This window comes from Paenibacillus sp. MER 99-2 (assembly GCF_023714095.1).
GTDB lineage: Bacteria > Bacillota > Bacilli > Paenibacillales > Paenibacillaceae > Paenibacillus.
This window is the reverse complement of the sequence record NZ_JAMAUZ010000008.1, coordinates 35,257-53,487: the sequence shown is the minus strand read 5'-3', so window position 1 is coordinate 53,487 and position 18,231 is coordinate 35,257. Positions and strand designations below refer to the sequence as shown.

Genomic DNA, 18,231 nt, shown 5'->3' with positions numbered 1-18,231 from the left:
TCCAGACTTCTATTACATTGCCCGTCCGGCTTTTGCAGCGAAGCGTACAGTAGCCATCTCGTCCAGATCGTTCTGTTCACGGAGGAGCATCTCCTGCTGAAATTTGATCTTGGCCTTGTCTCTCGCTTCAAGCCATACTTTTTCGTCCACCATTTTGCCATTTAGGAACGTTTTATTTCGTTCTACATTGACCTGAGCATGCTTTACATCCGTATTCTTTCTACTGATGCATTCATCCAGGTGATGAACATATCGTTGCATTTCTTGTAGAGTAGATACGGAGGCTGTGCTTTCCGTTGTCGATTGAATCACTTGGATCAAATCATTTTTATCATTCAAAAGTTGTAAAAGATGCTCTTCTTCCGTCTGAAGTTTACCGATGGCTGTGGATAACATCCACTCCGCTTGTGTTTTCTCATTGCTCTTCAGGTCAACAACCTTCTGGAAATGATATAGAAATTTCATCGCTTACTCATTCATCTCCTTGCAAACTCAAGAATCAAACGTTCCTGTACTTCACTCAGTGTCACTTTTTCATCTACTTTTTGTTTGGTAAAATTCCAAATGTTATCAATCTGATCCATTGATTCGTCGATCGCGGCATTGGAACCTCTCTGATAGGCTCCAATGTTAATCAAGTCCTCGGATTCTTTATAGACAGCCATTAATCGCTTCATATTATTCGTTGCTTCGATCTGCTCTTGAGGTGCAATGTCCTTCATGACACGGCTAATACTCGCAAGTACATCGATGGCTGGAAAGTGGCCTTTGTTTGCAATAGCACGATTTAATACAATATGACCATCGAGTATACCCCTCACTGCATCCGCAATCGGTTCATTCATATCATCACCATCAACGAGAACCGTGTAGAAGGCGGTAATTGAGCCCGTTGGACCAGTTCCTGCTCGCTCTAGCAATTTGGGAAGGCTAGCAAAAACAGAAGGCGTATATCCTCTCATCGCAGGCGGCTCTCCAACAGCGAGTCCTACTTCCCTTTGTGCCATTGCGTAACGTGTGACGGAGTCCATCATCAGCATGACGTTCATGCCTCTATCCCTGAAATACTCTGCAATCGTCGTTGCAATGACCGCTCCCTTGATCCGAATCAGTGCAGGTTGATCGGAAGTCGCTACAATCACAACAGATCGTTCCAATCCCTCTGGTCCTAGATCCCGTTCAATAAAGTCGCGAACCTCACGTCCCCGTTCACCAACAAGTGCGATTACATTCACGTCAGCGGCTGTGTTTCGAGCGATCATGCCCATTAATGTACTCTTACCGACACCAGATCCCGCAAAAATCCCGACCCGTTGACCTTTACCGACGGTTAGCAGTCCATCAATGGCACGAACGCCAACCCCCATCGTCTCCAGTACGCGCGGTCGATCCATCGGATTGACGGGTGTATTGGAGGTTGAATACGTAGGCATTCTTGAAGGTAGAAGCGAACCATCCAGCGGCTGTCCCAATCCGTCAAGTACTTTGCCAAGCAGCTCCGAACCTACCTGTACACCGAGCGGTTTGCCAGTTCCTACAACATCACAACCCGGCCCGATCGACTGCAATTCACCTAATGGCATTAACAGTACTTTGTTATCTCTGAACCCAACAACCTCTGCCTGAAGTGGTTTAGCTGATTTTCCAGGGTAGATGTAACATACGTCACCGATGCTTGCATCTGGCCCCTCAGATTCAACCATTAATCCAATAACCTGAGTCACTTTTCCGTTAACCCGGACAGGGTCAAAACCTTTTAAGTGTTCCATATACCGCTGTGAACTAAGAACCTTCATGTTGATTTTTTCGCCCCTCATCCTCAAGTGCTAAGCGGATCAGTTCCTTTTTAATTTCAGTCAGTTGAGTATCAATACGAGCATCCACGCTACCGAAGGAAGAACGTATGACACATCCCTTGTCTTTGACGGTTGCATCAGGCAAAATCTGTAATTCAGCTTGTGAGTCAATCGCTAGCGATAACTCTTCCCGTGCTGCTTGCACAAACGAAAACTGATCTGGTGCTACACATAATGTGATCATTCCCTGTTCTCGTTTGCGCGATAGGTTTTGACGAATCAATTCAAGCATTTGTTCTGGCTCCACAGTAAGTTGCATATCAATTACTTTCTCAGCAATACCACAAGCTAGATCAACTAGAAATGGTTCTGCTTCTTGAATAATCTGATCTTTAGCAACATAAGCCTCTTCAAGAACCTCACGAGCTTCTTTCATCATCTCTTCGATCTGCACTTGGAGATCCAGTTCAGCCTGCACTTTGCCTTCTTCAAACCCTTGCTGAAAGCCTTGTGATCGCATCGCTTCAGTAAGATGTTCATCCTGCATGCGCTGCTCCTGCCACCAGGTATCAATCTGTTCACGGGCTTCTTGAAGCAAACGTTCCGCCTCCTCAGAAGCTTCCCGCACCTGCTTTTCTGCAAACTCCTTCGCATCCTCCAGCATCTCTGCAGTGAGTCGTTGTGACTCCTCGTCTACACGTGCTTGCAGCTGTTCTGCTTCAGCACTTTCATCTCGTACCTCTTCGAATTCCGCTTCCGAATCTCCATAATGATGATGATTTTCAAGTCGTTTGCGGTCATCTACCGGAACATACTGGAAAGATTTAATCAAATTAGACAATGATATCATCTCCTCCACCACGAGCGATAATGATCTCACCAGCTTCTTCCAACCTACGGATTGTACCTACGATACGAGTCTGTGCTTCCTCCACATCACGCAATCGTACAGGTCCCATGAACTCCATTTCTTCCTTGAACGTTTCGGACATCCGTTTCGACATATTCCGGAACACCGCATCGCGTACTTCCTCGCTAGCAACTTTGAGCGCCAACTGCAGATCTGCGTTGTCGATATCGCGAATAATTCGTTGAATCGAACGATCGTCGACGTTGACGATATCCTCGAAGACAAACATCCGCTTTTTGATCTCTTCAGCAAGCTCTGGATCTTGTATCTCGAGAGAATCCAAAATCGTACGCTCTGTACCACGGTCTACACCGTTCAAAATCTGAACGATTGACTCGATACCACCAGCATTCGTGTAGTCCTGCGTAACGGTTGAAGACAATTTTTGCTCCAGCACCCGTTCCACCTGTGCGATAACTTCCGGAGAAGTACTATCCATGACCGCCACTCTTCTAGCCACATCAGCCTGCTTCTCCTGTGGTAAAGAGGAAAGGATCGCTGCAGCTTGCTCGAATTGCAGATAGGATAGTACCAAAGCGATCGTTTGTGGACTTTCATTTTGAATAAAGTTCAAAATTTGATTCGGATCGGCTTTACGAGCAAAGTCGAATGGCCTAACTTGCAGTGTTGCCGTCAAGCGATTAATGACTTCAAGAGCTTTCGAAGATCCCAATGCCTTCTCGAGAATCTCTCTCGCATATGTGATACCGCCTTGAGAAATGTATTCCTGAGCCAGGCAGATCTGATGAAATTCAGCCATAATCATGTCTTTTTCCGCGGCATCCACTTTACGAACGTTAGCAATTTCCAACGTCAATTGTTCTATTTCCTCATCACGAAGATGCTTGAAGATTTGTGCCGATACCTCTGGACCAAGTGTTATGAGCAAAATAGCTGCTTTTTGTCTTCCGCTTAGTCCCTGATTGCTTGCCTTTGCCAATGCGTCCACCTCTATTCGTCAGCCAGCCATGTACGCAGCAGATTGACGAATTCGTCTGGCTTTTTCTTCGCCAAACTCTCCAATTGTTTGCGCACCTGACTTTCGTTCGTTACACTGTCCAACGTTATGGACGGGAACTCTGTTGCTACCGGAAGAGGGATTTCCTCTTCTTCTTCTTCGTTTTGTTTCCGGCGACGGCGTACAAGCAGGATCACAACGGCTGCGATCAATGCTGCAACCAGTCCACCTATGCCCCATAGCATTCCTGTTGAAAGTGGGAATCCTGTTTCCGCTGTATCTGTAGTCTGGAAGCCTTGTGAGATAACAGATACTTTTTTAGCCAGATCCGCGTCAGTGATAACCGTGCCTGTGTCAGCAAGTGAAGCACGAACGATATTCACCAAGATATTTTCAATCGCATCTTGAACTGGCGCTTGCAATTCTGTCTGACCTGCTGGTGGTTCAACAGCCACGTTAATGGTTAAGTCTTTTACAGAATATGGGCTTGCCACAATATCTTTAACAATTCGATTAACATCGTAATTCTTAGTGCTTGATGATTCTTCAGAGGTTGAATTTCCTGTTGCATCAGCCGATGGATAACCCGGAACTTCTTCCTGCCCCGTACCAGCTACGCCACCTGTAGGTGTACTCGCTCCGGTATAACTCTTCTGAATCTCTTGTACACTAATCTCAATACCTTTCATATTTTCAACATCGACTGGCTCTACTCTATTTTCTGTTCTAGTTTCCTTGTCAAAATTCAATGTAGAAACGACAAGAACGTTAACTTTGTCTTCGCCTACGATTTGTGAAAGGAATTGCTTCACGTTGTTACGAACATCATTTTCAAATTTCTTCTGAAGTGCCATGTTCTCTTGAACTTCAGATGACAAGCCACCACTGCCACCTCGGGCTGTTGGAATGAGCTCTGCTTCATCTGTATTGGTAATTGTAATATTCTCTATTGGTAGATTAGGAATAGCGGTTTTAACCAAATTAAAATACCCATCAACTGCTGCTTGATTTGGGTGATAACCCGGTTTGAATTGTAGGGCTACAGATGCGGATGCTTTGTCTTGCTCTTCTAAGCCAGCGAAGATGTTATCCTTTGGCATATTCACGAGCACCTTGGCATCCTGAATTCCTTGCATCCGTTGAAGTAATTGCTCCACTTCTCCGTTTAACGCACTGTTGTATTTCACATCAAATTCTTTATCCGTCATCCCAATTGGAGACGAGGATTCTGAGAATGCTTTGTAACCTAACGAACCGTTTTGGATAATACCTTGTGATCCGACATTCACTTTCGTAATTGCAACATCCGTACTAGGAATGGAGATCGATTTGCCATCTGCACTTAATTTGTAAGGAATATTGGCTGAATCTAGGTATGCGATAACTCCCGCCGAGTCACTAGAGTTCAGATCTCTGAAGGCGACCTCATACTCCGTTTTGGAGAGTTGCATGGTTAGAACAACTGCTGCCATGATTAAAAATAAAAAGGTAGATACCAGTAATACCTTTTGTTTTTTGCTAAAACTATTCCAGTACTGAACCGTCTTGTCTTTGTACTGGGCAATTCTCTCATTCACTCTGTCACCCCATCCGAAACTTTGCTTAGTCTGTCCCGAAGCAACTTCTGTACGTCATTCGTTACAGAATAACGTTGGCTTTTAGGAGCAGCATCACGCTGCTTGTTGTAATAATCAGCGCTGTCATCGAAGCGCAAGGCGTGCTATTTTACAATTGCGTACGCATAATTTCTTGGTATGCTTCGACTACTTTGTTTCGGACCTGAGTCGTCAGTTGCAAACTCAACAGAGCTTGTTCTGATGCGATCATCACTTGGTCAACGTTCACTTTCCCAACTAAGAACTGATTAGACATTTCATGCGCCTGGGACTCCTGTGCAGCTACAGAGCCTAGCGCTTCTTGTAAGTATGTACCGAAGCTCTCAATAGTTTCGGCTGGTGTTGAGGGTTTGCTAACGGAAGCATTTTGCATTTGGAGCGGTTGAATCCCCTGTGTGTTAAACATGTTATTCTGAATCATTAATGTCCCTCCCCTTCATCTCTTTCTTCAGTTTAAGAAGAATTTAAATTCCATTCCTGTTTAACTAGGCTCTACCAATCTCCAATGCCTTAGATATCATGGCTTTAGTTGAATTCAAAGCAGTAACGTTCGCCTCATATGACCGCGAAGCTGAGATCATATCAACCATCTCTTTCGCAATGTCGACATTAGGCATAAATACATACCCATCTGCATTTGCATCTGGATGTGTTGGATCGTAGACAGGCTTGAGCGGAGATTGATCATCTCGGATCTCGGAAACTCGAACACCTTCCCCAGTTCCACCGTCTCTCATTTGGCTTTGAAGTATGCTGTTAAATGAGGATTTGTTGGGCTCAAGAACGACCATTTTCCTCTTATAAGGAACGGCTTCCCCGTTAACTACACTCGCACGTGTTGTCTCTGCGTTGGCAATATTGGAAGAAATCACGTCCATTCGCAAACGTTGAGCCGTTAGAGCCGATGCACTAATCCCAAAGCTATTACTGATGTTCACCTTTGTTATCTCCCTTCAACGCCAACACGCATCATTTTGATCTGTTCATTGACTTGCTGGATATAAGCACTGTAGCGCAATTGGTTGTCCGCCAGAAGACTCATTTCTCTGTCGATATCGACATTATTCTGGTTATTATTCATCGATGTGGACTGATCCAAATTGACTACTGGTGTAGGTACGGAAGAGGAAGGGCCTATGACAAAATGCCTTGAATCCGTTACTTTCCCTCTAAGAACAGGCGTATCTCCATCCATTTGCTGCTGCAACATTTCTTCAAAAGCGACGTTCGAACGCTTAAAGTATGGGGTATCCGCATTTGCAATGTTGTCTGAAATCGTACGTTGTCTCATGTTCGACGCATCAAGTGCACCTTGTAACCTCCGGAAACTAATATCATTCAAAAGATTCATATTTTCCCTCCTCTCCTTAGAAATTATGGAAAAAGATTGAATCTTCTTCCTTTTAATCGCTTATGTTTTTTCGACAAAAACATTCGCTTTTACACGTTTTTCTAGGACTTAAGTAGAATTAACTCTGATGTTGTCGTATATGATAAGTTTCTTCGAGATTGGGATTTATTACAATAAGAAAAAAGCCCTATCTTTTCTGTAATAGAGGGCTTTTTGTGTATTTTCTGCAAATTATGATTTTTTTCGCAAATGATGAGGCCCAAGACAAAACTTTTCGAACATACGATCATCCTACGCTTAAACATTCTTAAAATAAAAAAAATGATTCATAGCCTTGTTTCTTACGCAACCTTTACAAAACAGCAGTAAGATTGATCGGATCATCCCTCTGTATGTTACTAATAATTGCCGTAATAATACGGTTTTTTTATTAAACCCACTTCTGCAATGCCATTTCTATGCAATGGAATTTTGACAAAAAAATGATAGTTCTTATTTCAATTCTGCGTCTATTCCACAACACTTTTTTAACAATTATCAACTTGTATGTAGATTAATTTCTCGGAAAGTAGTTTGTTATTCCAGAAATTCCTCCAAACCCACTTTTTGCACATTTGCGCAAAGTTTCTCTCATTCTTCATAAAACCTATCGTCAGACTTGGTTAAAACAAAACCCTTATATTGGAAGAGGTTCCACTCCTGATCATCACTATAACTTACTTTTAGCGAGCGAATTATGCCCGATCTGCGGCACAAGTCCTATATTGTACCTACCAAAATTCTTCATTCACCTAATTATCGGTTCGTGACCTCCATTTTATTAGATGGATTCGTTAACAAGGTCGTTTAGATTAAAACAAAATAACGGTATACCTCTGGATTGCCAGCACACTTACAAGCCAATACAGGATTGCTTATCCCCTAATAGCTATAAATGTGATAGTTTATCCGATGTATACCGTCATTCTCTCATCTATATCGAAATTGCAAGTCAGCTATAGCTGACTTATAGAATGTACTGGCTCAGATCACGATCCAGAGCAATGTCATTCAATTTCTCACGCACATATTCCGGAGTAATCACCATACGCTCTAACGTAAGCTCAGCCGCCTCAAAGGACAAGTCCTCAAGCAGTTTCTCCAGAATCGTGTGCAGACGACGTGCGCCAATATTCTCCGTATTCTGGTTCACGGACTCAGCAAGCTTAGCAATTTCCCGAATCGCTTCATCCGAAAACTCAATTTCGATATTCTCTGTACGTAATAGATCTACGTATTGCTTCGTTAATGCATTTTTCGGTTCAGTCAAAATGGATACAAATTCGTCCAGTGTGAGGCTATTCAATTCTACACGAATTGGGAAACGCCCCTGAAGCTCTGGGATCAGATCTGAAGGCTTAGCCACATGAAATGCCCCCGCGGCCATAAATAGAATATAATCGGTTTTGACAGGGCCGTATTTAGTCATTACAGTCGATCCTTCAACGATAGGCAAAATATCCCGCTGTACACCTTCGCGTGACACGTCAGGGCCACTTCCGCGTCCCTGGCTGGCTACCTTGTCTATTTCATCAATGAAGATAATTCCGGTTTGCTCTGCTCTGCGGATCGATTCCTGCGTAACGTCATCCATGTCGATTAACTTTCCAGCTTCTTCCTGGATGAGCACTTTACGTGCTTCTTTAATAGCTAATTTGCGCTTCTTAGTGCGACGAGGCAACAAGCTACCAAACATCTCCTGCATGTTCATTCCCATCTGGTCATTACCCTGACCAGCAAACATATCCATCATGTTAGGTATTGTATCCTCTACATCAATCTCTATAACATCGTCCTCTAGCTTGCCTGATAACAGATCGAATTTAATCTTACGGCGGCGCTCAGCCACATTGGTATCTGGCTCAGCTTCTTCTTGCTCAGGGACGTTATTACCATTATTCCCGAAGATCATCTCAAACGGATTTCGCTGATTTTTGGATTTGGATTGTGAAGGAGCCAAAATATGTACAATTCGCTCGTTGGCAGCTTCCTCGGCTTTATCTTTCACCTGTTCTGTCCGCTCCAATTTAACCATACGCAAGGACGTTTCGATGAGATCACGAACCATGGACTCAACATCACGACCCACATAACCCACTTCTGTAAATTTGGTCGCCTCTACTTTAACAAATGGGGCACCCACGAGCTTAGCCAAACGACGGGCTATCTCTGTTTTACCTACACCTGTAGGTCCGATCATCAGGATATTTTTTGGAACGATATCATCCTGGGTTTGCTCGGGTAGCAAGCTACGACGATAACGGTTACGAAGAGCCACCGCTACGGATTTCTTAGCTTGTTTTTGACCAACGATGTATTTATCGAGCTCTGCAACAATTTGTCTAGGTGTTAATGCTTGTGATTGCATATAGCTTCCCTCCTACCGGTATACTTGTATTTTGATTCTCAAAGAGGTTGTTCAAAACCGACCTTTTTGAACACGCACTTAAACATATCGATGACCAAAATTAGGGAGAACCCCGCAAAACATGAGGATAAATGACCGGGGTCAGGCTCCATTTTGCGGGGTTGAATTACAACTCTTCTACAATGATATTCGTATTGGTGTACACACACAATTCTGCTGCAATTTGGAGTGATTCACGCGCAATATCTTTGGCTTCCAAATTACCTGCATGTCGTTTCAAGGCACGCGCTGCGGATAAGGCGAAGTTCCCCCCTGATCCTATGGCAATAACATCATCATCCGGCTCGATGATCTCACCACCACCAGAGATGAGTAACATACCTGTTTTATCCATAACGATTAAAAGTGCTTCAAGCTTACGGAGTATCCGATCCTGTCTCCAGTCTTTGGCAAGCTCTACAGCAGCCCGTTGTAAATTACCGTGGTGCTCCTCTAGCTTACCTTCGAATTTCTCAAAGAGTGTAATCGCATCTGCTACGGAGCCGGCAAAACCAGCAACGACCTGTCCGCGATACAAACGTCTTACCTTTTTGGCGGTATTCTTCATAACAACACTTTGTCCCATGGTCACTTGACCATCTCCAGCAATCGCTGCCTTGCCATTATGACGCACTGCACAGATCGTAGTGGCATGAAATGACATATCCATCATATAGCCTCCCCCACGAATAATTTATACGCGTTCAGGAACGGTTAGACCTTCTGAAGCAGCAAACCGAGCAATTCCATCCAATGCACGCTGGGCAAGAGCTTCATTCTTTTCCTTTTTGTTGCGTATCTTTGTTTCCAGTTTCGGCAACAAACCAAAGTTTGCATTCATCGGCTGGAAGTGTTTAAAATCTGCTGTCGTAATATATTGTGCCATACTACCCAGTGTTGTTTCTACTGGCAGTACTACAAGTTCCTGACCAAGAGCCGCTTTTGCTGCATTCATACCTGCGATCAGACCCGATGCAGCCGATTCGACATATCCTTCAACACCAGTCATCTGTCCAGCGAAGAACAGGTTAGGACGGTCTTTAAATTGATAAGTTGGACGAAGCAACTTAGGAGAATTAATAAATGTATTGCGATGCATTACGCCGTAACGTACAAATTCTGCATTTTCAAGACCAGGAATCAATGAAAATACACGTTTTTGTTCTCCCCACTTCAGATGGGTCTGGAAACCAACCAAATTGTACAACGTTCCTGCAGCATTATCCTGTCTAAGCTGAACTACCGCGTGTGGAAGTGTTCCTGTATGTGGGTTAACTAGACCTACAGGTTTCATCGGTCCAAACAATGCTGTTTGTTTACCACGTTTCATCATGACTTCGATTGGCATGCAGCCCTCAAAGTAAATCTCTTTCTCAAACTCTTTTAATTGAGCTACCTCAGCCGTAATCAATGCATCATAAAACACATCAAATTCCTCTTCTGTCATCGGACAGTTCAGATAAGCCGCCTCTCCCTTGTCATAACGGGAAGCCAGGTAGACCTTATTCATGTCAATGGAGTCTTTCTCAATAATTGGTGCAGCTGCATCATAGAAGTAGAAGTATTCCTCTCCCATGAGTGCTTTGATCTGCTCGGATAATGCCGGCGAAGTCAAAGGCCCTGTTGCAACAACAACGATGCCATCTTCCGGAAGAGAAGTCAGTTCCTCATTGACAACCTCAATTAAAGGATGCTGTTGCAGCGTAGAAGTGATCTCCCCCGAGAATCCATCCCGGTCAACCGCAAGAGCTCCACCTGCTGGTACAGCATGCTTGTCTGCCGCTCCCAGAACAAGAGAGTTAAGCATTCTCATTTCTTCCTTAAGAACACCTACTGCATTGGTCAGACCGTTAGCACGCAGTGAGTTACTGCATACCAGTTCTGCAAATTTATCTGTATGATGAGCCGGCGTTTTCACAACCGGTCTCATCTCGTATAATTTTACGCGTACACCGCGACTCGCAATCTGCCAAGCTGCTTCTGTTCCCGCCAGACCTGCTCCAATAACCGTTACTTGTTGTTCGTTAGTCAAAATCATTTACCCCCATATATGCTAATCCGCTGATTCCTCGTCTGCTTCTTCCACAGGCTCCTGATGGTCACAGGACGTACATTGTAATCTTGTTCCTTGCTTATTGCGCTTCTCAATCATTAACGAACCGCAGCTTGGACATGGCTTCGCTGATGGCTTATCCCACGAGACAAAGTCACATTCAGGATACTTGTCACAACCGTAGAATACACGTCCCTTTTTGCTGCGTCGCTCTACAACATGCCCTTCCTTACATTTCGGGCAAGTCACGCCGATATCCTTAATAATCGGTTTGGTATTTCGACATTCCGGGAAGCCAGAACAAGCCAAAAACTTACCAAAACGGCCGAGCTTATAAACTAAATGTTTACCGCACTTTTCACAGATTTCATCGGAAACTTCATCTTCAATCTCAATTTCCTTCATTTCTTCTTCTGCGAATTCAAGCCGTTTCTCGAAGGATTCGTAAAATTCCGCAAGCACCTTGACCCAATCCTCAGAGCCTTCTTCTACATGGTCAAGGTCACCTTCCATGTTGGCAGTAAACTCTACATTAAGAATTTCTGGGAAAAACTCTTCCATCTGTTCTATGACAAGCTCACCTAACTCTGTAGGCATGAATTTCTTTTCCTCGATGGCAACATACCCGCGCTTCTGAATCGTTTCCAGCGTTGGCGCATATGTACTCGGACGGCCTATGCCCAGTTCTTCAAGAGTCTTAACCAGCCTCGCCTCGGTATAACGCGGTGGTGGCTGAGTGAAGTGCTGCTTCGGCTCGATCTCCTGTTTCTCCAGTACATCTCCATTTTTCAGAGGAGGAAGCAGGCGATCTTCTTCTGTTGTTCCGTCATCGTTACCTTCCACATACACCTTCATGAAACCTTGGAAGCGAACTTTGGAGCCCGCAGCGCGAAAGATCGTATCTCCGACAGCAATATCTACAGACAGTGTATCCAGAATAGCCGATGACATCTGACTTGCGACAAATCGTTCCCAAACTAGTTTATATAAGCGAAATTGATCCCGGCTCATAAATGATTTAATCGAATCCGGATCACGCAAAATGGACGTTGGGCGAATAGCTTCATGCGCATCCTGAGCATTAGCTGCCTTTTTGGAATAGTTTCTAGGTGTTTCTGGCGCAAATGGTTCACCGTACTTGCCAATGATGTATTCCTTCGCTTCTTCCTGTGCAGATGCTGCAATTCGTGTGGAATCGGTTCTCATATACGTGATGAGACCCACTGTGCCTTCTTTTCCGAGGTCTACGCCCTCATACAGCTGTTGTGCAACGGACATCGTCTTAGAAGCTCTGAAATTCAATTTACGAGCAGCTTCCTGTTGCAAGGAACTCGTCGTAAACGGAGCGGAAGGATTGCGGCTACGTTCCTTCTCTTTCACTTCTTTGACCGTAAAGTCAGCGCCTTCGATCTGTTTCAGGATCGCCTGCACTTCAGCTTCGCTACCCAGTTCGGTCTTGGTGCCGTTTAACTGATGAAATTTGGCTTCGAACGGATTTCCATCAGCTGTCAGCTTTGCGGTTATGCTCCAGTACTCTTCAGGTACAAAATCATCAATTTCATTTTCACGATCCAAAATGATTTTGACCGCTACCGATTGAACCCGACCAGCCGATAGTCCTTTTTTGACTTTCTTCCATAATAATGGGCTAATCTTATATCCTACGAGCCGATCCAGAATACGTCTTGCCTGCTGCGCATTAACCAGATCCATATTGATTTTGCGCGGCGTTTTGAACGCATCCTTGACTGCTTGTTTAGTAATCTCATTAAATACAACGCGGCAATCCTCTGTATCATCAAGTTCCAAGGCATGAGCTAAATGCCATGCAATAGCCTCACCTTCGCGATCCGGGTCAGCTGCGAGGTACACTTTTTTCACTTTCTTACGTGCATCTTTCAGTTCTTTCAAAATCGAACCTTTGCCGCGGATCGTAATATATTTCGGATTAAAATCATTCTCAACCTCAACGCCGATCTGACTTTTCGGCAAATCTCGCACATGTCCCATCGAAGCCTTAACGATGAACTTGCTGCCTAAATATTTGCCAATGGTCTTCGCCTTTGAGGGCGACTCCACGATTACGAGTGAATCCGCCATAGGTCCATCTCCTCTCAGTCATGAAACTGCTTGGTTCCAATTCATAGTAATGCTCATCATAGCCGTTAACTTCCGTTAATAATCTATATTCACACGCTGCATACGTCACAGCATCGTCATACCCTTGCATATCTAGTTCCAGGTAATTGGCTAATCTGCTTTTTTATGATTAAAGATAACAGAACTGAATGCAAATGTCCAAAATCCCAACCAAGCCGTTCAACAAGTTGATCCAAGGATTGTTCCTCTTGCTCCAGTATGGTGATTACTCTCTGCTCATCGGAGAAGAGGGTTACCGGAGGAAACATTCCCGCTGTAACAGATTGTTTATTTTGCGTCGAACGTCCTCTATTGTAAGGAACTTGTTCGGGATTTGGCAAGTCCATTTGATACTCTTCTAACAGATCGGCAGCAGAAGTGACCAATTTTGCGCCCTGTCGAATGAGGTTGTGTGACCCTCTGCTCTTCGGCGATGTAATAGGACCTGGCACAGCAAATACATCCCTGCCCGCATCCAACGCTGCATCAGCCGTAATGAGTGATCCACTACGAATGTCAGCTTCCACCACCAGCGTTCCTAGGCTCAAGCCAGCAATAATTCGATTCCGTTCCGGAAACAACCCCTGGTGAGCTCGAGTACCTGGAGGATATTCTGACAAAAGTAGACCCGTTTCGGCAATGCGTTCAGCCAAACTATTATTTTCAGGTGGATAGATGGTATCTATTCCTGTTCCAAATACCGCAATCGTTTTGCCACCTGCGCGCAAAGCCGCATCATGACACACGCTATCAATACCTCTAGCTAGTCCACTGACAATAGTTAAACCGGCCTTGCATAATTCCTCAGTTAAACGCTCCCCAACTTTACGACCATAAACGGTCGGCATACGGGTACCCACCATCGCAATGGACTTGGAATGCAGCAGCTGCATATCTCCACGACCATATAGTACCCATGGGGGCTGATCGGTTTCCTTCATTAATATAGGGTAATTGGAATCCAGATAAGTTATAACCTCAATTCCCTGTTTGTAAACGTTCTCCCGTCTTTGAGCAATCCAGTCAAGGTCAAAATGCACCGCAAGGCGATGCGCCTGATCCTTCCTCAAACCCGCCTCTAGCCAATCGGCTTCTGTATACTCTAGCAGGTCTTGGAGCCTATGCTGTCCAGATAATAACTTCGCAATTGTTTTCTTACCGACCCCGTCCATTTCATGCAAACCAAATAAAATCCATCTCTCCTCCATAAACAAAAAACCTCCCGATCCGGGAAGAAGTTCTTCCCTCATATTGTGTAGGCTGTGACAACGGATTGCAAGCGTTTACTCTAAAAAGAATCACTCCATGCTCACGAGAAACCGAGTAAAAAAACGCAAAAAAGCAACCCTTCGCCCTAAATTAGGACAAAAGGTTGCTTACCTTTTCCGTATCCACAAAGTCGGTTACCTGGAAAACGAGTTTCCTGCACCGTTTCTTCTATTATAACGGAAAAGAATTAATGTGTCGTGCACAAATTCAGAATACCGCGTTCTTCAAGCACACTGACAAGCGTAGATCCCATCTCGGCTGGCGTAGGCGCAACCTTGATACCGCAAGATTCAAGCTTCGCAATTTTTTCCTTAGCCGTACCTTTACCACCGGAAATGATTGCGCCAGCGTGACCCATACGTTTGCCTGGAGGAGCTGTAACACCACCAATGAACCCTACAACAGGTTTGGTCATGTTAGCCGCCACCCATTCTGCCGCATCCTCTTCCGCTGTACCACCGATTTCACCAATCATGATTACAGCGTGTGTCTGCGGATCTTCATTGAACCGCTTGAGAATATCAATGAACTCAGAGCCCTTAACAGGGTCTCCACCGATTCCGACAGCAGAGGATTGTCCGATACCACGAGTAGTCAATTGATGTACAGCTTCATACGTCAATGTTCCACTACGGGAAACGACACCAACATGTCCTGGCATATGGATGTACCCTGGCATAATTCCGATTTTACATTCGCCTGGCGTAATGACACCTGGACAGTTAGGGCCGATCAGGACGGTATCTTTCCCCTCCATAAAACGATCTACCTTAACCATATCTAACACAGGAATACCTTCTGTGATACAGATAACGAGATCCAACTCTGCGTCAACAGCCTCCATGATGGAATCTGCTGCGAATGCTGGGGGAACATAAATGACGCTCGCTGTTGCGCCAGTTGCTTCCTTCGCTTCCTGCACCGTGTTGAATACCGGAAGGCTGACTACTGAACCGTCTTCCAGCGTGATGTCAACATTGGTTCCGCCTTTACCCGGAGTAACACCGCCTACCATCTGGGTTCCGTAGTCCAATGCGCCCTTCGTGTGGAACATTCCCGTTGAACCCGTAATGCCTTGCGTAATGACTTTTGTATTTTTATCAATCAAAATACTCACGTTGCTTCACATCCTTACGGTTATTTTTCAAGTGCCGGACAGCTCCGGTACTAAGGAAGCTTGTTGCACTACTCGGGTGCAACCTTCCCAGGAATGAGCTTACTTCACGAGGGCAACAATTTTCTGTGCACCATCGGCCATGGAGTCAGCAGGTACGATATTTAGGCCGGATTCACCCAAAATACGCTTACCAAGCTCCACGTTTGTTCCTTCAAGACGGACTACCAGTGGTTTCGTAAGTCCAAGCTGCTTCGCAGCTTCAACGACACCATTGGCAATGACATCACAGCGCATGATACCGCCGAAAATATTAACGAAGATGCCCGCAACTTTAGCGTCAGACAGAATAATTTTAAACGCTTCTGTTACTTTCTCCGTTGTGGCACCGCCCCCAACGTCAAGGAAGTTGGCTGGGTCGCCTCCATAATATTTGATAATGTCCATCGTTGCCATCGCAAGTCCCGCACCATTAACCATACAGCCGATGTTTCCATCAAGTGCTATGTAGCTGAGGTCGTATTTCGAAGCTTCGATTTCTTTTTCGTCTTCTTCGTCCAGATCACGCAGTTCCAAAATGTCCTTGTGACGGAACAGCGCATTGGAGTCAAAGTTTAGTTTCGCATCCAGTGCGATAACGTTTCCATCTCCTGTAACAACGAGTGGGTTGATCTCAGCGATGGAGCAATCTTTTTCGACAAATGCTTTGTACAACGCGAGCATGAACTTCACAGCTTTGTTAACCAATTCATTTGGAATATTAATGCTGTAAGCCAGTTTACGCGCTTGGAACACTTGCAATCCGATTGCAGGATCAACGATTTCTTTGAAAATTTTCTCAGGCGTAGCTTCAGCTACTTCTTCGATCTCCGTACCGCCCTCTTCGGAAGCCATCATCACGACACGTCCCGTAGCGCGGTCAACAACAACACCCACATAGTATTCTTTGCGGATATCGCATCCTTCTTCGATCAGAAGACGCTTCACTTCTTTACCTTCAGGTCCGGTTTGGTGTGTAACCAACACTTTACCCAGAATTTCGGATGCATACGCACGAACCTCATCCGTGCTCTTCGCCACTTTCACACCGCCGGCTTTCCCCCGGCCACCTGCGTGAATTTGCGCTTTTACTACAGTCACCGGACTGCCCAGTGCCTCTGCGGCCGCGACCGCTTCATCGACTGTATAAGCAACCTTTCCATTAGGAACGGCAACTCCATACTGTTTCAGTACTTCTTTTCCTTGATATTCATGGATATTCATTCTCGAATCCTCCTATCAACATGACTGCAACAAGGCGGGTTGGTTGACTAACAAAAGACAAATGTTGACTATTTTTACTTAAACCCAGTTCATTGTAACACGTTTTTAAAACGCTTTCCTTAAAAAATTAATGGTTAATAGACAGCATTTTGATATGGATATCATCCCATTTTGTGAATGCTTGGATATAAATGGAAAAACCTTCGACGAATATGTCGAAGGTTCATCATCATTTGGCGGTTATTCGTTACTTCCTGGACTCTTTCATATTGGTCTCATGCACCTTATGCAAAAGCCCTTTAAACTGTCCGAGCAAGGCCTCAAACTCAGTACTATTTAAGCAAGCGTCTCCTTGGATGGAGGACGGTATAGCCAAAGCTTTGTTCCGTAATTCTCTACCCGAATCAGTTAACGTAATAAGCACCTTACGTTCATCCTGCGCCGAGCGTTCACGATGGATGTGACCCGCTGATTGCAGGCGTTTCAGCAGAGGAGTCAGTGTTCCCGAATCAAGATAAAGCGCCTCTCCGATTTCTTTCACCGTACATTCTTCACGCTCCCACAGCACCATCAGTACTAAATACTGCGAGTAAGTTACGCCCAGCACTTCGAGATAAGGCTGGTACAACTTCGTAATTTCCCGTGAACAAGCATATATGGCAAAGCATAATTGGTTATCCAACTTCAATGAATCATTCTGCATATCTTGTTCTCACCTGCCTAATTGTGCATTCAATTCCTAACTTAATCCGCATTATCATAGCTATGCTAGCCACTTAAATTTTGCGAATGATTAGAAACTCTAGATCTATCTTATCACAAATTAGAAAAAAAACAGAATAATTGAGCACAAAGTATTTTACTTTTATATTTAATCGTGTTAAATTAGGTTGTATAAAATATAATTGTTTACTCAGGAGTTATGATATATGATGACTATTCAACAAAAGATGACGCGGCTACACTCGACGTACTCGCCAAAGGTGTAGATCAAGAAACTGCTGCAAAATTAGTCGAAGCTGCTCACCAAGCATGCCCTTATTCTCGTGCAACACGTGGAAATATTGTCGTTGAACTGAAAGTACTCTAAACAATTTACTTCTCATTTACATGCCATATATAAGGACATCTGGTTCCATTCGTAATTCTCTGAGGAATTTCTTGTTGTTCACATAACAATTCAGGAATCAGGAATCTCGAGCGAGGCATCATGATTAACACCTGAGTTGACTCCCTGATTTCTTTTATATAAAATGCATAATAGAAGATGAGGAAGCACCTTAATTCGAAGACTGGCCTGCACTCTGCAGAGTCAA

The 18,231-nt window shown here is 44.5% G+C and carries 16 protein-coding genes and 1 pseudogene; 1 reads left to right on the top strand and 16 read right to left on the bottom strand.

The window, feature by feature from the left end; all coding sequences use genetic code 11:
* Window positions 1–12: 12 nt before the first annotated feature.
* The 16 genes from fliJ to M3636_RS23865 form a co-directional block, all read right to left on the bottom strand.
* Window positions 13–465, bottom strand: coding sequence for a flagellar export protein FliJ (gene fliJ, locus M3636_RS23940; RefSeq protein ID WP_128101399.1), 453 nt, complete (start codon window positions 463–465; stop codon window positions 13–15).
* A gap of 11 nt (window positions 466–476) precedes the next feature.
* A complete protein-coding gene (fliI, locus tag M3636_RS23935; RefSeq protein WP_128101398.1) occupies window positions 477–1,796 on the bottom strand; it encodes a flagellar protein export ATPase FliI in 1,320 nt (439 codons plus the stop codon).
* On the bottom strand, window positions 1,783–2,637 hold the full coding sequence (locus M3636_RS23930; protein ID WP_128101397.1) for a FliH/SctL family protein: 855 nt from the start codon (window positions 2,635–2,637) through the stop codon (window positions 1,783–1,785). The genes fliI and M3636_RS23930 overlap by 14 nt, the downstream gene beginning before the upstream one ends.
* The gene (fliG, locus tag M3636_RS23925) at window positions 2,630–3,646 is read right to left on the bottom strand and encodes a flagellar motor switch protein FliG (RefSeq protein ID WP_056700579.1); all 1,017 of its coding nucleotides are present in this window, start codon (window positions 3,644–3,646) and stop codon (window positions 2,630–2,632) included. The genes M3636_RS23930 and fliG overlap by 8 nt, the downstream gene beginning before the upstream one ends.
* A gap of 11 nt (window positions 3,647–3,657) precedes the next feature.
* Window positions 3,658–5,241, bottom strand: coding sequence for a flagellar basal-body MS-ring/collar protein FliF (gene fliF, locus M3636_RS23920; protein ID WP_128101396.1), 1,584 nt, complete (start codon window positions 5,239–5,241; stop codon window positions 3,658–3,660).
* A 148-nt stretch (window positions 5,242–5,389) separates the two neighbouring features.
* Complete coding sequence (gene fliE / locus M3636_RS23915; protein WP_128101395.1) at window positions 5,390–5,701, bottom strand: flagellar hook-basal body complex protein FliE; 312 nt, start codon at window positions 5,699–5,701, stop codon at window positions 5,390–5,392.
* Window positions 5,702–5,765: 64 nt separating this feature from the next.
* A complete protein-coding gene (gene flgC, locus M3636_RS23910) occupies window positions 5,766–6,218 on the bottom strand; it encodes a flagellar basal body rod protein FlgC (RefSeq protein WP_128101394.1) in 453 nt (150 codons plus the stop codon).
* A 5-nt stretch (window positions 6,219–6,223) separates the two neighbouring features.
* A complete protein-coding gene (gene flgB / locus M3636_RS23905) occupies window positions 6,224–6,631 on the bottom strand; it encodes a flagellar basal body rod protein FlgB (protein ID WP_128101393.1) in 408 nt (135 codons plus the stop codon).
* Between the two features lie 1,006 nt (window positions 6,632–7,637).
* Window positions 7,638–9,038, bottom strand: coding sequence for an ATP-dependent protease ATPase subunit HslU (gene hslU, locus M3636_RS23900; RefSeq protein WP_128101392.1), 1,401 nt, complete (start codon window positions 9,036–9,038; stop codon window positions 7,638–7,640).
* 166 nt (window positions 9,039–9,204) lie between these two features.
* Window positions 9,205–9,747, bottom strand: a complete 543-nt coding sequence (gene hslV, locus M3636_RS23895; protein ID WP_056700565.1) for an ATP-dependent protease subunit HslV — start codon at window positions 9,745–9,747, stop codon at window positions 9,205–9,207.
* Between the two features lie 24 nt (window positions 9,748–9,771).
* Complete coding sequence (trmFO, locus tag M3636_RS23890) at window positions 9,772–11,115, bottom strand: FADH(2)-oxidizing methylenetetrahydrofolate--tRNA-(uracil(54)-C(5))-methyltransferase TrmFO (RefSeq protein ID WP_370874826.1); 1,344 nt, start codon at window positions 11,113–11,115, stop codon at window positions 9,772–9,774.
* A 15-nt stretch (window positions 11,116–11,130) separates the two neighbouring features.
* A complete protein-coding gene (gene topA / locus M3636_RS23885; protein WP_128101391.1) occupies window positions 11,131–13,230 on the bottom strand; it encodes a type I DNA topoisomerase in 2,100 nt (699 codons plus the stop codon).
* A gap of 116 nt (window positions 13,231–13,346) precedes the next feature.
* Entirely contained in the window at window positions 13,347–14,477 is a 1,131-nt protein-coding gene (gene dprA, locus M3636_RS23880) for a DNA-processing protein DprA (protein ID WP_128101390.1), read from the bottom strand.
* 248 nt (window positions 14,478–14,725) lie between these two features.
* Entirely contained in the window at window positions 14,726–15,655 is a 930-nt protein-coding gene (sucD, locus tag M3636_RS23875) for a succinate--CoA ligase subunit alpha (RefSeq protein ID WP_145408847.1), read from the bottom strand.
* Window positions 15,656–15,754: 99 nt separating this feature from the next.
* Window positions 15,755–16,915 carry an ADP-forming succinate--CoA ligase subunit beta gene (gene sucC / locus M3636_RS23870; protein WP_056700556.1) on the bottom strand — a complete coding sequence of 387 codons (1,161 nt, stop codon included), beginning with the start codon at window positions 16,913–16,915 and terminating at the stop codon, window positions 15,755–15,757.
* Window positions 16,916–17,162: 247 nt separating this feature from the next.
* On the bottom strand, window positions 17,163–17,618 hold the full coding sequence (locus M3636_RS23865) for a MarR family winged helix-turn-helix transcriptional regulator (protein WP_128101389.1): 456 nt from the start codon (window positions 17,616–17,618) through the stop codon (window positions 17,163–17,165).
* A 261-nt stretch (window positions 17,619–17,879) separates the two neighbouring features.
* On the opposite strand from M3636_RS23865, the pseudogene M3636_RS23860 reads away from it, so the two are divergent.
* A pseudogene (locus tag M3636_RS23860) lies at window positions 17,880–18,005 on the top strand (Ohr subfamily peroxiredoxin); the annotation flags it as partial.
* Between the last annotated feature and the right edge of the window lie 226 nt (window positions 18,006–18,231).

Coding starts and splice junctions, on each gene's coding strand:
- fliI (WP_128101398.1), bottom strand. CDS start 1,796: ATGAAGGTTCTTAGTTCACAGCGGTATATGGAACACTTAAAAGGTTTT.
- hslU (WP_128101392.1), bottom strand. CDS start 9,038: ATGCAATCACAAGCATTAACACCTAGACAAATTGTTGCAGAGCTCGAT.
- trmFO (WP_370874826.1), bottom strand. CDS start 11,115: ATGATTTTGACTAACGAACAACAAGTAACGGTTATTGGAGCAGGTCTG.
- M3636_RS23865 (WP_128101389.1), bottom strand. CDS start 17,618: ATGCAGAATGATTCATTGAAGTTGGATAACCAATTATGCTTTGCCATA.
- dprA (WP_128101390.1), bottom strand. CDS start 14,477: ATGGAGGAGAGATGGATTTTATTTGGTTTGCATGAAATGGACGGGGTC.
- hslV (WP_056700565.1), bottom strand. CDS start 9,747: ATGGATATGTCATTTCATGCCACTACGATCTGTGCAGTGCGTCATAAT.
- fliE (WP_128101395.1), bottom strand. CDS start 5,701: ATGATTCAGAATAACATGTTTAACACACAGGGGATTCAACCGCTCCAA.
- fliJ (WP_128101399.1), bottom strand. CDS start 465: ATGAAATTTCTATATCATTTCCAGAAGGTTGTTGACCTGAAGAGCAAT.
- flgB (WP_128101393.1), bottom strand. CDS start 6,631: ATGAATCTTTTGAATGATATTAGTTTCCGGAGGTTACAAGGTGCACTT.
- sucC (WP_056700556.1), bottom strand. CDS start 16,915: ATGAATATCCATGAATATCAAGGAAAAGAAGTACTGAAACAGTATGGA.
- topA (WP_128101391.1), bottom strand. CDS start 13,230: ATGGCGGATTCACTCGTAATCGTGGAGTCGCCCTCAAAGGCGAAGACC.